Origin of the sequence: Polaribacter batillariae (genome assembly GCF_017498485.1) — a bacterium.
GTDB classification, from domain to species: Bacteria; Bacteroidota; Bacteroidia; order Flavobacteriales; family Flavobacteriaceae; genus Polaribacter; species Polaribacter batillariae.
Genome location: NZ_CP071795.1, coordinates 2421885 through 2435883, shown reverse-complemented (window position 1 = coordinate 2435883; position 13999 = coordinate 2421885). Strand labels below are relative to the sequence as shown.

Sequence of the window (13999 nt, the reverse complement as noted above, 5' to 3'; positions counted from 1 at the left end):
TTAGAATTTAAATTGGTTGAAGAATACTATAAATTAAAAAACAAATTGAAACCAGAAAAGTATAGAACTGTACTTGAAGTTATTACTGACAAACAAGGTGGATTATACAGATTAGCAAAATCTGTAAATTGATGAAACCATTCGCAGAAATTGATATTGAAAATGACGGAAATTATTTAAAACTTCTTTCTGCAGTTTCCAAAATTTCAGGACTTTTTAGTGAAAGTGCAGTTCCTTTTATTAATTATAGAGTTGCCGAAAATATATTTTGTAAAAGTTTTAAAGCAAATAATTTATCACGTTCTGATACTGCTTTTGATGCTGATTTTAATTCAATTGGAATTGGTTTAAAAACCTTTATTTCAAAAACTAATAGTAGCACAGAGAAAGTAGCTGAATTTAATAGTCTTTCAAGAGATTTAAAAAATTATAGAGGAAAAGAACTTGCCTTAAAACTTGGAGAATATAGAAATGAGAGAATCAATTTAGCAAACAGAGTTTACAATATTAAATCTTCTCTTTATCATATTGTAGCAAGAAGAGAAAAAGAATTATTGCTCTTCGAAACTGATTATAATCGAATTGATATTGCAAATATTAGTTCAGTAAAAAGTAACAAAGCAAGTTTACAATTTGAAGATGGACATAATTTCTATTCTTTTAACTATTCAAAAAGTACATTATTTAGAAAATTCATAATTCCTGAAAACGCTTTTAAATTACCAATCGATATTATTGAAGACCCCTACAGTTTATTACTTGATTTATTTTCAAGTAATCAATATAAATCTGCAACAGATAAACTTGTAAAAGGAGAAAATTATATTGTTTTACCACTTTATGGAATTAAGAAAAAAGAAAAGTTTGTTTTTGAAAAAAGTGGATTAAATCAATGGAATGCAGGAGGTAGAAAAAGAGATATTGGAGAAATTTATATTCCAATTCCTATCGATATTCATAAAGAATTTCCAAATTTTTTCCCTGAAAGAGATGAAACTTTTAATTTAGAAATTCCAACAGGAGAAGTTTTTGAAGCAAAAGTTTGTCAAGACAATTCAAAAGCACTAATGACAAACCCGAATAAAGCTTTATCCGATTGGCTTTTACGAAAAGTACTTCAACTAAAAGAAGGAGAATTGGCTACAATTGAAAAATTAGATAAATTAGGTTTTGATAGCGTAATTATAACTAAAAACGAAAGGTTTGAATTTAAAATTGATATAATGAAAACGGATAGTTATAATAAGTTTTGGAAGTAGAAGAAAATTAAGTTAACAACTTAAACGTAAAACAAACCATATACAAGCTCGTAAATAAATGCAAACAAGTAAAGAATTAATAGCTCTTTTAGATTTAAAAGATTTAGGAGAAAATAATTTTAGCGGAAACAGTTATACCATTGGAAGTCCACATGTTTTTGGTGGCCAAGTTTTGGCACAAGCAGTAAATGCAGCTTATAGAACCATACCAGAAAACCGGTTTTTGCATTCTCTACACGCCTATTTTTTAGAAGTTGGAGATTTAACAATTCCTATAAATTACCATGTTGCAGAAATGCGAAATGGAGGAAGTTTCTCGACAAGAAGAGTTACTGCAAGCCAAAATGGAAAAACTATTTTTATTATGGCTGCTTCGTTTCATATTAAAGAAAAGGGTTTCGAACACCAAGCAACATTCGATTCTAAGATAAAACAACCAGAAGATTTATTAAGTTGGGATGATATGTTAGCTCAATTTGGCGATTTTCTACCAAAATCTACCAAAGCTTTTTTAAGCGTAAAAAGACCCATTGAATTTAAACCAGTAAGAGTTCCAAATCCTATGGATCCTAAAGATTTACCCGCAAACGAGCAAGTTTGGTTTCGCTTAAAAGGAAAAGAGCATACTAATTTAGATTATAGAACAAAGCAAGAAATTCTTACGTACATTTCCGACTACAATGTATTAAATGCTGCTTTTAACCCCAATGCGAGCACATATAATTTTGCAAACACTCAAACCGCAAGTTTAGACCATTCTATGTGGTTTTTTAGAGATTTCGATTTTAACGATTGGATGCTTTTTTCTGCAGAATCGCCTAATGCTTTTGGTGCAAGAGGTTTGGCAAAAGGAAATATTTTTACAAGAAATGGTAAATTGGTGGCGTCTTTTGCACAAGAAGGATTAATGAGGCCTGTTAGGAAGTAGGCAGTATTTTAGTCTTCAGTTGGCAGTAGCAGTTGGCAGTCTCAGTTTGCAGTTGCAGTATCCATTAATAAAACGAAAAAATCTAATGATTGTCATTTCGACTTTATGGAGAAATCTTAACTTTGAAAATAAAATAACACAAACATGAATCCATTAACATACATTTTAACCACAAACGGTTTGCTATTTTTAATCAGTATAATTTTTTGGAAATTTCCACCGAAAAAAATAAATGCGATTTATGGTTATAGAACTGCGAAAGCGATGCAAAACCAGAAAATTTGGGATTTTGCAAACAGCGTTTTTAATAAAAACTTATTAATTTATTCTGGAATTTCTTTCTTAGCGGGCTTGGTTTTTGCTACTTACGCTACCAAAGAAATTTCTTGGCAACCCATGGTTTTGGTACTTTTGTCTATTTTAGTAAGCATTATTAAAACAGAACGTGCTCTTAATGATAATTTTACAGACGAGGGGAAATTTAAAAGTTAATTTTTTATTAGAAATTAGCGACAAAAGAAACCGATAAATTTCTACCTGGAGAAGAAACTCCAGAAGCAAACTCTATATAATGTTGGTCTAGTAAATTATCTAATCTCGCTTGCACAGAAAAATTACTACTCACTACATAACTTCCATTTAACCCTAATGTTACCCAAGCAGGAGAACCAAAATAAATTTCTTGTTCTGTGGTTCCGTTTTTATTAATAACAGGTGTTAAATCGTGATTGTCTATGCCTTCTGTTATATTAAAATCTTCGATATCTTTTTTAGCATTAAAACGAATATTGGCGCCAAACTCAAGTTTATCTGCATTGTAATTTACTTCAAACTGCCCAAATAAAGGCGGTATAGAAGACATTGGCTCTTTGGTATCGTACGTTTTACCTTTGGTATATGTTAAAAAACCAGAAGTTTTCCATCGATTCGAAATTCTTCCTAAATAACTTGCTGTAACTCCGGTAATATAAGCGGTTCCTTTGTTTTGATTCGATACTGCATTTCCATCTTCTCCATCGAAAGTTTGCTGTTGTTTGGTACCATTTGCATTGTAAATAAAATCTCTTTGAATATAATTATCTAATAAAGTATAAAATGCATTTGCTCCAAAACGAAACTTCCTGTCGTTAAAATATTTTAAAATACCAACTTCTGCGTTGTAGGCAAATTCTGGGGTTACTAAAATATTTGGCACGGTTACATTTCCAGATTTTTCTCGAACACGCCCAACATCATCTATATTTGGCGAACGAAAACCAGAAGATAGCACACTGTTTATTTGCCAATTTGTATTGGGTTTGTAAACATAACCTAAAGTTGCAGTAACTGCAGAATGGTTTGCATTAATATCTTTATCTGGAAGTTGGATAAAAGTTTCATCAATCCATTTTGCATGCAAGTTTGTGTTCGTAAAACGAATGCCCGAATTTAAAGTAGATTTGCTACTTAAATCTTGCCTATAATCTACATAAACAGCAGAACTTAAATAACTACTTCCTCCATCTGGATAACGAGATTGTACTTTAAAATCGTTGGAAAAACCTTTAATTTCTCCGTTTACAATATTTAATTCTTTTCCGTAAGAATTCGATTTTACATCGTTATAAGCAAACTCGAAACCATAAGAAAGTGTTCTTTTTTTATTGGTTGTTAATGGCACAGAAAAATCTCCATTAAAACTAAAAACATCTACAGCTTCTTCTCTATAAGAACGCTCTAAACTCCCAAATTTACGCTGTATTCTGCTTTCTTTTAAATTTTGATATGCCACAGTTACTGTACCATTATCTAGCCAGTTTTTATTAGGATTTAACAATAACTGAGACGAGATTAACAATCTTTTTTGTGGTCCATAATTCCATTCTGCAAACTTTAATTCGCCTTTATTTAATTCTATTAAACGATCGAATCTTGGAATGTTGGAAGTTGTAGAATATTGTAAATTTATTTTTAAATCGGTATTTTTAGAAAGCGGAACAAAGAATTTTTGCAACACATCTGTTTGGTTATACCCTGTATTTCTTAACAAATTTGGGTCGGAATTTTTGGTTGGATTTTCTTTGTAATTTCCATTTGTATTTTCTGAGTAGAAAAATACTTTTCCCCAATCTTTAAAACCATGAGAGCGTCTTTTTCCTGCTTTTAAATCGCCAAAACCGCTATAAGAAATACTGGTTAAAGAAGCCCATTTTTGTTTTCTAATTTCTGCAGTTACGTTGGTTGTTATTTCGTGATTTACGGTTGAAAATCTCGAAAAAAGCTGACTAATCACTTCTTCGTTTTCAGATAATTTTGGTGTTTTTGTGTAGTAATGAATTACACCACCTAACGCATCTGAACCATATAAAACAGACGAAGGACCAAAGACAACTTCTGTTTTATCTAACATGTTTGGTGTTACTGTAATAGAGTTTTGCAAATGCCCTTTTCTGTAAATAGCATTGTTCATTCGAACGCCATCTACCACCAATAAAACTCGGTTCGATTCCATTCCACGAATTACAGGGCTTCCTCCACCAAACTGAGATTTTTGTACTTTAATTCCAGGAATCGTAGCTAACAAGTCTGCAGAGGTTTGTGGAGAAATTTTCTGAATTTCTTTTGCATTTACAACCGCAATTTGTTCTGCAATTCGATTCGATTTTTCTGCCTTTTTAAATACAGAAAGTACAATTTCGTCTAATTGTTCGGATTGTTTTGTTAGATATACTACATAATTATTTTTTACAATGGTAGATTTTTTAACTCTTAAAACTGCATAAGCAATATGCGAAAAACTAACAATTTCTTCTTTTTTAAATTGAGAAATATCTACCAAACCTTTATCGTTCGTAGTAATATTTATTGTTTGCTGGTCGTTAAAAACACTAACATTTTTAACAATTTTTCCTGTTTCTTTATCTAAAACTTTTACGCTTTGCGAAAAAGTAGCTCCACTCATTAAAAGAACAATTGTAAAAAATAAATTTCTCATTAACTAAAAACGGTTTCTAATACTTGTAACGATTTAGGTTTTCTAAAACCGTCCAAATGTAATTCAAAATATCTGATAATTATTTGTAATACCAATTGTCTTTCCTTTTTACCAAAAGACACGTTTTCTATACCATCAAAATTTATGCCTAACAGCTTTTTAAACTGATAAAAATGATTGCCAGAAATTACATTTTTTTCTGAAGTACAATTCGTAAAGTTTCCATCTAACAAATTAAAGCCTATTTTTGTTGCTTTAGACAAATCTGGATAAAACCCTAAATACCGAGTAAAATTCAGCAAAAATAGCAAATGAAAATTGGCTATTTTCTCGTGCACATCTAACCAAACAAAAGCAGTTTCTAGGTAATTATATAAGTGCTCGTTTTTTTCTTCTTCTTGAATGCTGTAAGACAAAACCTCTGATAAAAATAGTACCACAGATTGTTTTACAACATCTTTATAAATAGATTTATATGGATTTAAAATTTGAACTTCTTTTATTGTATGAAGCGTGTTTTTAGAACTGTGGTTGGCAACAATGTTTAATTGTGTTAAAGGTTGAAAATAGGCCACTTTTAATCCGCCTTTTTTGGCTTTTAAAACTCCTCTAACTAAGTACGATTTTAAACCATCTTCTTCTGTGTAGCATTTTACAATTAAGCTCGTATCGCTATATTTTAACGTGCTTAAAACAATTGCTTTTGTACTTACAACCGCCATTAATTTACGATTGCAATTTTTGTTACCGAGTTTTCGGAAGTATCTTCGTTCGTAAGCAAAACAATGTATATTCCTGAAGCTACTTTATTTCCTGCTAGATTTTTTTTGTTCCAAACGACTTTGCCTCCTTGCAATTCTTGGCCTTCTACTACGTTGGTTTCGTACACCAAATTTCCGGCAACATCTAAAATTTTAACATTAGTTCCTTTGGGCAAATGTGTACCATTTCTACCATCTATCGTAACAGTTTCGTGATTTCTTAAAGCCGGATTTGGGTATGCATATACTTCGCCTAAAGTTTCTCCAAAAGGAGCTACTTTGCTATTATATGCAACAATGCCTTTAGCGGTTGCAAAGAATACTTTTCCTGTAGAATTATCTACTTTAATTTTTGTTATTCTGTTAGATGGCAAAGGTGAATTTTGTTTGCTAAAATTGGCTAAGGTGTTTTGCCCACTTGTATTTGTATATAAAACCCCTCCACTATCGGTTCCAAACCACTTATTATCTGCGCCATCTACAGCTATAGAATTTATAGTTTGGTCGCCCAAAAGACGGTCTCCAAACCCATCTGAATTTGCGTTTACAACAATTGGGTTTGCTTTAGGGTTGTTATCATCAAAAATACCAGATGCGTTGTTGTAAACCACCAAACCAGATTTTGTGCCAATCCAAATTCTGTTATTCGCATCTACGGCTAGTGTTCTTACATTTAAATCTGGTAAATTTCCAACATTTGGACTCGTATTTAACGATTTCTTTCGGTCTCCATTTTCATTATAAATATATACACCATTTCTTCGAGAGCCAACCCAAAGGCTGTTGCTTTTATCTACAATAATTTCGTTTAAACCTGGAGAAGAAGTTGTTTGTACAGTACTTAAATCGATGCCTTTCCACTGTCCGTTTTTAGATCGTTTATGTATTTTTTTATCTACTTCGTAATTTGTTACCCAAAAATTTCCTTGGTTGTCGAAAACAGATCCATTTGTTCTAATATTTATGGAAGGTAAAGAAATAATAACCGGTTCTAAAGTGCTATTTAAATGATTGTAAATTGTTGTTAAAACATCGTTTTCTACCACCAAAACTCCTCCAGTTGGCGAAGAATTTATATTGCTCGTAATTCCAGATCCGCTAATAAAAACTTTATTCTCTTCTGTTGGATCTATCGTTACAGAAACCAAATCTTTAGGTAAATTAGAGGTATATTTTGTGTTGATCCAGCTTTCTCCGTTAAAATGGCTAAAACCTTGACTTTTACCAATGGGAGTATAGGTACTAGAATACCCACCATAAACTACCCAAAGATTATTGTTGTGTACATCTATCGAAAAAACATCGTTAGATAATGGTCCTTCTGGATGAATCTCTACATACGTCGAAGGTTGATTTAAAGAACTGCCTAAAATTCCGAATTCTTTCGTCGCCAAAAAAGCAGTACTATTTTCAAAAAAAGCAGTGTTTAAAGAAAAATTAAAATTTGCATTTGTTGTAAAAACGATTTCTCGATTTAATGATGCATTTAACACCTCAGCTCTATTTTGCAAGGCAATTGTTAAATGCGACATCGATGTTTTTACATTTTTTACGTCTTCTAAAAAATCGCGAACTTCGGTTAAGTTGCTCGTTTCTAATTTTAGCAAAGAGGTGTTTTCTGTCACAAATATTTCATCATTAAAAATTGCAATTTCCTTAAAATTTCTACCATTAAATCGTTGGGTCCATTTTGTAAAATCTATTAAAGAGGTGTTATTTACATCTGCAGAAAAAATTCCTTCTTCGGTTACTGCATAAATGGTATCGTTAAAAATTGCTGTTTGATTTATTTTTACGGAACTAGAGCCACTTCCTATAAAATAGGTGTCGCCAAATTCTAACTTTTCGATATCGTAAACAACAATTGCAAAAGGTGTAGATAAATATAATTTTTTATTAAATTCTGAAATATGATTGATGCTTTTTTCGCCAGATTGATTAAAGTTTACAATGTCTGATGATATGGTAATTGTACCATCTTCATTTACCACCTCAACCAAACCATTTTCGTAGCCAATTACCAATCTTTTATACGTTTCGCTATAATAAATAGAAGTTGTTGTTTCTCCAGACAAACCTTGTACAGAAGATAATTTATTAATTTCTCCAGAAACAGCATCGTAGGTAAAAACAGCATTATCTGCCAAAGCATAAATGGTATTGCCTACTTTTGTAAAATCTTTTACATTGTTGTAAGAAAAAAAATCTTCCCAAGAATCGCTATAATCTGTTTGAGAATAGATACCGATAATGGAAAAAAGTAAAATGTAAATTGAAAAGTATTTTTTCATCAAAATAAATTATATTTTCAAAGATATTTAATTCTTGTTACAATAACGACAAAAGAAATGCATTAGTACAAATTACAGAAACGAATACATGAACTTAGAAATAGAACGTAAATTTTTAGTAAAAAACGACAGCTTTAAGCAAGAAAGTTACAATAAAACCTATATAAAACAAGGATATTTAAATTCTAATGAAAAAAGAGTAGTACGTGTTCGAATTACAAATACCAAAGCTTTTTTAACCATTAAAGGAAAATCGAATAAAGAAGGTACTACCAGATTCGAGTGGGAAAAATCTATTTCTATTTTAGATGCCGAGCATTTATTGCTTTTATGCGAACCTACCTTAATAGAAAAAACTCGATTTTATGTTAAAAAAGGAAAACATACCTACGAAATTGATGAATTTTTAGGTGAAAATTTAGGCTTGGTAATCGCAGAAATAGAGCTAAATTCCGAAGATGAAAAATTTGAGAAACCAACTTGGTTAGGAAAAGAAGTTACAGGAGATTTAAAATATTACAATTCTAAAATTAGCAAACATCCATTTAAAAATTGGTCACAAAAAAACCTCGAACAAAAGTTCGAGGAAATTTAATAAACCTACCCCCTAAATAAATTTATAATGCTTAAAACTTTAACCTATAAGTTAAAGTAATAGGCTTTGCAAAAATAATTTTTTTTTTAACACATGCAATAAAATTGTTAATTTTTTAACAGTTAGTATGTATTTTATTAACAAATAAGACCTATTTATACAAAAAAGTGTATTTATCTTGTACGAAAATAGAACCGATTTGTCTTATAGATAATATATTGCAAAGAAGTGACTTAAACTTCCTAATAATACAAAAACATGAAAAGTTGCATGATTGTAAGGTAGTTTTTTAATAGAATATAATATTGCGCCAATGCTGTAGAAAACACCACCAGCAATTAATAAATTCAATCCAAAAGATGTTAAACTTTTAGATAATGGTCCTACAAAAAAAAGCACTTGCCAACCCATTAACAAATACATAGCAGTAGAAACGATATTAAATTTACCGGTAAAAAAAAGTTTTAAAATAATTCCAATAAGTGCAAACAGCCAAACAAAAATAAACATATACCAACCTAAATTAGAATCTAAACCCACCAAACAAAAAGGGGTATAACTTCCTGCAATTAACATATATATTGCTGCGTGATCGAAAATGTTTAATTTTCTCCTTTTCTTAGGATTTTTTGCTGCATGGTAAAATGTAGAAGCTGCATATAAAACCATTAAGCTTAGTCCGTAAATTATAAAGCTGGTTGGTTTCCAAAATCCATTAAAATGTAATGCTTTTATCAATAGAAAAGGAAACGCAATAATGCTTAACACAAAACCAAATGCATGCGTAATAACATTTAAACGCTCTTCTTTTATAGAGTATTCGTAATTTAACTTCTCGCTCATTTCTTTCTGTTTGTATCTTTCATATACTCCTTATCGTTTATCAAATCGTTATACATAAGTCGAAAAGTTTGCTCTTTTAAAGCATCTATATCTTTTTCTTTTAACTCTTTTGTTTTTATAAATTTATGTTGATGTATTCGCAACACTCCTGGCCTTCCTTTTAAAAAATCCCAAGAGAAAAAGCGTTTACAGTCGTAATAAATTTGGGGTACTACAGGTATTTGATATTCTATTGCCAAACCAAAAGCGCCTCTTTTAAAAGGTGCTAAAACCACGTCTTCAGCAGGCACTAATCCTTCAGGAAAAATAGCCATACTTACTCCGTTTTGTAATCTTTGTTTGGCCATTTTATAAACTCTTTTTCTGCTTTTGGCACTGCTTCTATCTACCATAATAACAACTCTTTTGTAAAAAAAACCAAAAACAGGAATTTTAACCAACTCTTTTTTTCCGACAAAAACAATAGGATTTTTACTAATGGCAATTAATACAAACGGATCCATTAAAGAAGCATGGTTTGGGCAAAACATATAACTTTTATCTGGTTCGATATTTTCTTCTGCTTTAAAATCTAATCGAAAACCCATACCATAAATTAAGGTTTTAGATATAATTCTAGACACTTTCCAAAAATAATGGTAATGTTCTTCTTTAAAAGAAAATACAAATAAAAATGGAGATAGTACTAATAAAGAGGCAAACATTAATATGTAAAACCACGAACGCCAAATAAGTAAAAAAGGAATTTTTAGATATTTCAAAAACTTAATAAGTGTTAAATTACTTTTTTCTCGATTCGAATTTTAGAAAGAAACGATACAGCACCCTTCTTAAAAAACAAATGTAGTAATATTCTTTTGTTTGATTGGTTTTCTTAAACAAAACCTTATTTTTACGGTCGCACCATCACAGATGGTTTTTGTATTACACTCGTACTTAAAAAATAGAAAAGTATAAAATTATGTCAAGAATTTTAACAGGCGTACAAAGCACAGGAACGCCACATTTAGGAAATTTATTAGGTGCCATTTTACCAGCCATAGAAATGGCAAATAACCCAGAAAATGAAGCCTATTTGTTTATTGCAGATATGCATTCTCTAACGCAAATTAAAGATGGTAAAGAACTTAGAGAAAACACATATAGTACAGCTGCAACTTGGTTGGCTTGTGGTTTAGATATTCATAAAACTGTTTTTTACAGACAAAGCGATATTCCGCAAACTGCAGAATTAACTTGGTATTTAAGTTGTTTCTTTCCTTTTCAACGTTTAACGTTGGCACATAGTTTTAAAGATAAATCTGATAGGTTAGGAGATGTAAATGCTGGTTTGTTTACCTATCCAATGCTAATGGCCGCAGATATTTTATTGTATGATGCAGAAATTGTTCCTGTTGGTAAAGATCAATTACAACACTTAGAAATTACTAGAGATGTTGCTGGAAGATTTAATAATATTGTTGGAGAAACGTTGGTTTTACCGCAAGCAAAAATTCAAGAACATACCAAATTAGTTCCAGGAATTGATGGTGAGAAAATGAGCAAATCTAGAAACAACACCATTAATATTTTCTTGCCCGATAAAAAGTTAAGAAAACAAATAATGAGTATTAAAACAGATAGTTTGGCCTTAGAAGACCCGAAAAACCCAGATACAGACAACGTTTTTGCTATTTATAAATTATTAGCTACAGATGCTGAAATTGCAAAAATGAGGGCAAATTACGAAGGTGGAAATTATGGTTATGGCCACGCAAAACAAGCTTTGTTTGAATTAATTGTAGAAAAATTTAAAACAGTACGTGAAAAATACCATCATTTTATGGAAAATAAAAACGAAATAGATGATGCCTTAAATATTGGTGCAGAAAAAGCAAGAAAAACTGCAAATTCTGTAATTAAAAGAGTACGAAGTAAAATTGGTTATTAATACCATCTTGTTTGAACATAAAAAAGTGGGATTTCCAATATGGATTTCCCACTTTTTTTATCAGTCACTAAAAGAAACCGTATCGCAATAAAAAAAACATTCTATTTTTTTCTTCTCTTTTCTTTTTGCTGCGCATCTACCACTGCCAAAGCAGCCATGTTTACCATTTCATCTACACTTGCACCTAATTGTAAAATATGTACAGGTTTAGCGAAACCTAAAATTATAGGACCAATAGATTCTGCACCTTGCACTTCTTTTAAGAGTTTATAGGTAATGTTTGCAGATTCTAAGTTTGGAAAAATCAACACATTTACTTTTTTTCCATTCAATTTAGAAAAAGGAAACTCTTTTGCTAGTAATTCTGGATTTAGCGCAAAATCTGCCTGAATTTCGCCATCGATAACCACTTTTGGAAAATGACGATGAATGTAAGAAACAGCTTCTCTAATTTTCTTAGACGTTTCTGAATTAGAAGAACCAAAGTTAGAATAAGACAACATTGCAATGTTTGGTTTTATACCAAACATGCTTGCAAAATTACCTGTCATTTGGGCAATTTTTGCCAATTCTTTTGCAGAAGGATTTTCGTTTATAGTAGTATCTGCTAAAAATAAAGGTCCTTGTTTGGTTAACATTAAATTGCAGGCAGCGATTCTAGAAACATCTTTATCTCTTTCAATTAACTCTAACATTGGTTTTACCACAGAAGGGTAAGGTCTAGAATAACCTGTAATTAAAGCATCTGCTTCGCCTTCATTTACCATCATTGCAGCAAAATAATTACGCTCGCGCATTAATTTTTTTGCTTCAGAAAAAGTACGTCCTTTTCTTTGGCGCGTTTTCCAATATGCTTTTCCAAAACGATTTCTACGGTCGTTTTCTTCATCTGTTTTTGGATCTATAATTGGCACATCGTCTGTAAAACCAATTTCTTCTTTTAGTTCTAAAATAACTTCTTTTCTTCCTAAAAGAATTGGTTTACCTAATTTTTCTTCATGGACTCTTTGCGCTGCTTTTAGCACATCTAAATGATCTGCTTCTGCAAAAACAACACGTTTTAGGTTGCTTTTTGCCCTGTTGTGCAACAATCTAATTTCTTTGCTTCCAGAGCCAGAACGCTCCATTAATTCTTCGCGATATCTGTCCCAATCTTCAATTGGTTCTAATGCCACTCCAGAATCCATAGCGGCTTTTGCAATGGCTGGTGGAATTTCATAAATTAATCTTGGGTCGAATGGTTTTGGAATAATGTATTCTTTTCCGTAAGTTAAACTTACTTCATCATACACAATATTTACTTGTTCTGGAACCGATTTTTTAGCCAAATCTGCCAATGCATGTACAGCAGCCATTTTCATTTCTTCGTTAATTTTAGTAGCTCTAACGTCTAAAGCACCTCTAAAAATAAACGGAAAACCAAGTACGTTATTTACTTGATTCGGATGGTCCGATCTTCCAGTTGCCATAATAATATCGTCTCTGGTAGCAATTGCCAAATCGTAATCTATTTCTGGAACAGGGTTTGCCATTGCAAAAACAATTGGGTTTTTTGCCATCGATAATAGCATTTCTGGCGATACCACATTTGCCAAAGAAAGCCCAATAAAAACATCTGCATTTTGCATGGCTTCTTCTAAAGTAGTAATGTCTTGGTCTGTAGCAAACTCTGCTTTTTGTGAGCTTAAGTTGTCTCTATCTTTTCTAATAACACCTTTGCTATCGCACATTACCACATTTTCTCTTTTTACGCCCAATTTTAAATACAATCGAGTACAAGAAATGGCGGCTGCACCTGCACCATTTACTACTATTTTTACTTTTGTAATGTCTTTTTCGGAAATGTCTATGGCATTTTTTAACGCGGCTGCAGAAATAATTGCAGTTCCATGTTGGTCATCATGCATTACAGGAATGTCTAACTCTTCTTTTAATCTAGCTTCTATTTCAAAAGCTTCTGGTGCTTTAATATCTTCTAAATTAATGCCGCCAAAAGTAGGTGCAATTGCTTTTACAGTGGCAATAAATTGCTCTACATTTGTTGCATCTACTTCAATATCGAAAACGTCGATATCTGCGAAAATTTTAAAAAGTAAACCTTTTCCTTCCATTACTGGTTTAGAGGCTTCTGGGCCAATATCGCCCAAACCTAAAACAGCAGTTCCATTAGAAATTACAGCGACCAAATTTCCTTTAGAAGTATATTTGTAAACATTGTTTTTGTTTTTTGCAATTTCTAAACAAGGTTCTGCAACTCCTGGAGAGTATGCCAAGGCTAAATCGTGCTGTGTTGCATACTTTTTAGTAGGAACCACCTCAATTTTTCCTGGTTTTGGTTTTGCGTGATATAATAAAGCTTCGTGTCTTTTTCTAGAATCGCTCATAAAATCTATTGTTTGTTTGAACCTACAAATATAT

Annotated in this window: 11 protein-coding genes; 5 read left to right on the top strand and 6 right to left on the bottom strand. The window is 31.5% G+C overall.

Annotated elements, in window-relative coordinates; genetic code table 11:
• Nucleotides 1-131: 131 nt before the first annotated feature.
• From JL193_RS10720 to JL193_RS10710, 3 genes are all read left to right on the top strand, one after another.
• Nucleotides 132-1259 (top strand): phospholipase D-like domain-containing protein, encoded by a 1128-nt coding sequence (locus JL193_RS10720; protein WP_207970799.1) that lies wholly within the window; start codon nucleotides 132-134, stop codon nucleotides 1257-1259.
• A gap of 58 nt (nucleotides 1260-1317) precedes the next feature.
• On the top strand, nucleotides 1318-2187 hold the full coding sequence (locus tag JL193_RS10715; protein WP_207970798.1) for an acyl-CoA thioesterase: 870 nt from the start codon (nucleotides 1318-1320) through the stop codon (nucleotides 2185-2187).
• A gap of 144 nt (nucleotides 2188-2331) precedes the next feature.
• Nucleotides 2332-2679 carry an SdpI family protein gene (locus JL193_RS10710; RefSeq protein ID WP_207970797.1) on the top strand — a complete coding sequence of 116 codons (348 nt, stop codon included), beginning with the start codon at nucleotides 2332-2334 and terminating at the stop codon, nucleotides 2677-2679.
• Between the two features lie 7 nt (nucleotides 2680-2686).
• On the opposite strand, the gene JL193_RS10705 is transcribed toward JL193_RS10710, so the two are convergent.
• The 3 genes from JL193_RS10705 to porZ are packed head-to-tail and all read right to left on the bottom strand — an operon-like array spanning nucleotide 2687 to nucleotide 8213.
• On the bottom strand, nucleotides 2687-5161 hold the full coding sequence (locus JL193_RS10705; protein WP_207970796.1) for a TonB-dependent receptor plug domain-containing protein: 2475 nt from the start codon (nucleotides 5159-5161) through the stop codon (nucleotides 2687-2689).
• Nucleotides 5161-5883: a DNA repair protein RecO gene (gene recO, locus JL193_RS10700; RefSeq protein ID WP_207970795.1), complete on the bottom strand. Its 723-nt coding sequence runs from the start codon at nucleotides 5881-5883 to the stop codon at nucleotides 5161-5163. The genes JL193_RS10705 and recO overlap by 1 nt, the downstream gene beginning before the upstream one ends.
• Nucleotides 5883-8213 (bottom strand): type IX secretion system anionic LPS delivery protein PorZ, encoded by a 2331-nt coding sequence (porZ, locus tag JL193_RS10695; protein ID WP_207970794.1) that lies wholly within the window; start codon nucleotides 8211-8213, stop codon nucleotides 5883-5885. Before porZ ends, recO begins: the two co-directional genes overlap by 1 nt.
• Before the next feature lie 88 nt (nucleotides 8214-8301).
• Between porZ and JL193_RS10690 the strand changes: the two genes are divergently transcribed.
• Nucleotides 8302-8808, top strand: coding sequence for a CYTH domain-containing protein (locus JL193_RS10690; protein ID WP_207970793.1), 507 nt, complete (start codon nucleotides 8302-8304; stop codon nucleotides 8806-8808).
• Nucleotides 8809-9012: 204 nt separating this feature from the next.
• Here JL193_RS10690 and trhA read toward each other — a convergent pair whose 3' ends face one another.
• The gene (gene trhA / locus JL193_RS10685; protein ID WP_207970792.1) at nucleotides 9013-9651 is read right to left on the bottom strand and encodes a PAQR family membrane homeostasis protein TrhA; all 639 of its coding nucleotides are present in this window, start codon (nucleotides 9649-9651) and stop codon (nucleotides 9013-9015) included.
• A complete protein-coding gene (locus JL193_RS10680; protein WP_207970791.1) occupies nucleotides 9648-10412 on the bottom strand; it encodes a lysophospholipid acyltransferase family protein in 765 nt (254 codons plus the stop codon). The genes trhA and JL193_RS10680 overlap by 4 nt, the downstream gene beginning before the upstream one ends.
• A 200-nt stretch (nucleotides 10413-10612) precedes the next feature.
• Between JL193_RS10680 and trpS the strand changes: the two genes are divergently transcribed.
• Complete coding sequence (trpS, locus tag JL193_RS10675) at nucleotides 10613-11581, top strand: tryptophan--tRNA ligase (RefSeq protein ID WP_207970790.1); 969 nt, start codon at nucleotides 10613-10615, stop codon at nucleotides 11579-11581.
• 101 nt (nucleotides 11582-11682) lie between these two features.
• On the opposite strand, the gene JL193_RS10670 is transcribed toward trpS, so the two are convergent.
• Nucleotides 11683-13965 (bottom strand): NADP-dependent malic enzyme, encoded by a 2283-nt coding sequence (locus JL193_RS10670; protein WP_207970789.1) that lies wholly within the window; start codon nucleotides 13963-13965, stop codon nucleotides 11683-11685.
• Between the last annotated feature and the right edge of the window lie 34 nt (nucleotides 13966-13999).

What these genes read in the sequence shown, in the direction of transcription:
- JL193_RS10720 (WP_207970799.1), top strand. Translation starts at nt 132, where the DNA reads ATGAAACCATTCGCAGAAATTGATATTGAAAATGACGGAAATTATTTA.
- JL193_RS10715 (WP_207970798.1), top strand. Translation starts at nt 1,318, where the DNA reads ATGCAAACAAGTAAAGAATTAATAGCTCTTTTAGATTTAAAAGATTTA.
- JL193_RS10710 (WP_207970797.1), top strand. Translation starts at nt 2,332, where the DNA reads ATGAATCCATTAACATACATTTTAACCACAAACGGTTTGCTATTTTTA.
- JL193_RS10705 (WP_207970796.1), bottom strand. Translation starts at nt 5,161, where the DNA reads ATGAGAAATTTATTTTTTACAATTGTTCTTTTAATGAGTGGAGCTACT.
- recO (WP_207970795.1), bottom strand. Translation starts at nt 5,883, where the DNA reads ATGGCGGTTGTAAGTACAAAAGCAATTGTTTTAAGCACGTTAAAATAT.
- porZ (WP_207970794.1), bottom strand. Translation starts at nt 8,213, where the DNA reads ATGAAAAAATACTTTTCAATTTACATTTTACTTTTTTCCATTATCGGT.
- JL193_RS10690 (WP_207970793.1), top strand. Translation starts at nt 8,302, where the DNA reads ATGAACTTAGAAATAGAACGTAAATTTTTAGTAAAAAACGACAGCTTT.
- trhA (WP_207970792.1), bottom strand. Translation starts at nt 9,651, where the DNA reads ATGAGCGAGAAGTTAAATTACGAATACTCTATAAAAGAAGAGCGTTTA.
- trpS (WP_207970790.1), top strand. Translation starts at nt 10,613, where the DNA reads ATGTCAAGAATTTTAACAGGCGTACAAAGCACAGGAACGCCACATTTA.
- JL193_RS10670 (WP_207970789.1), bottom strand. Translation starts at nt 13,965, where the DNA reads ATGAGCGATTCTAGAAAAAGACACGAAGCTTTATTATATCACGCAAAA.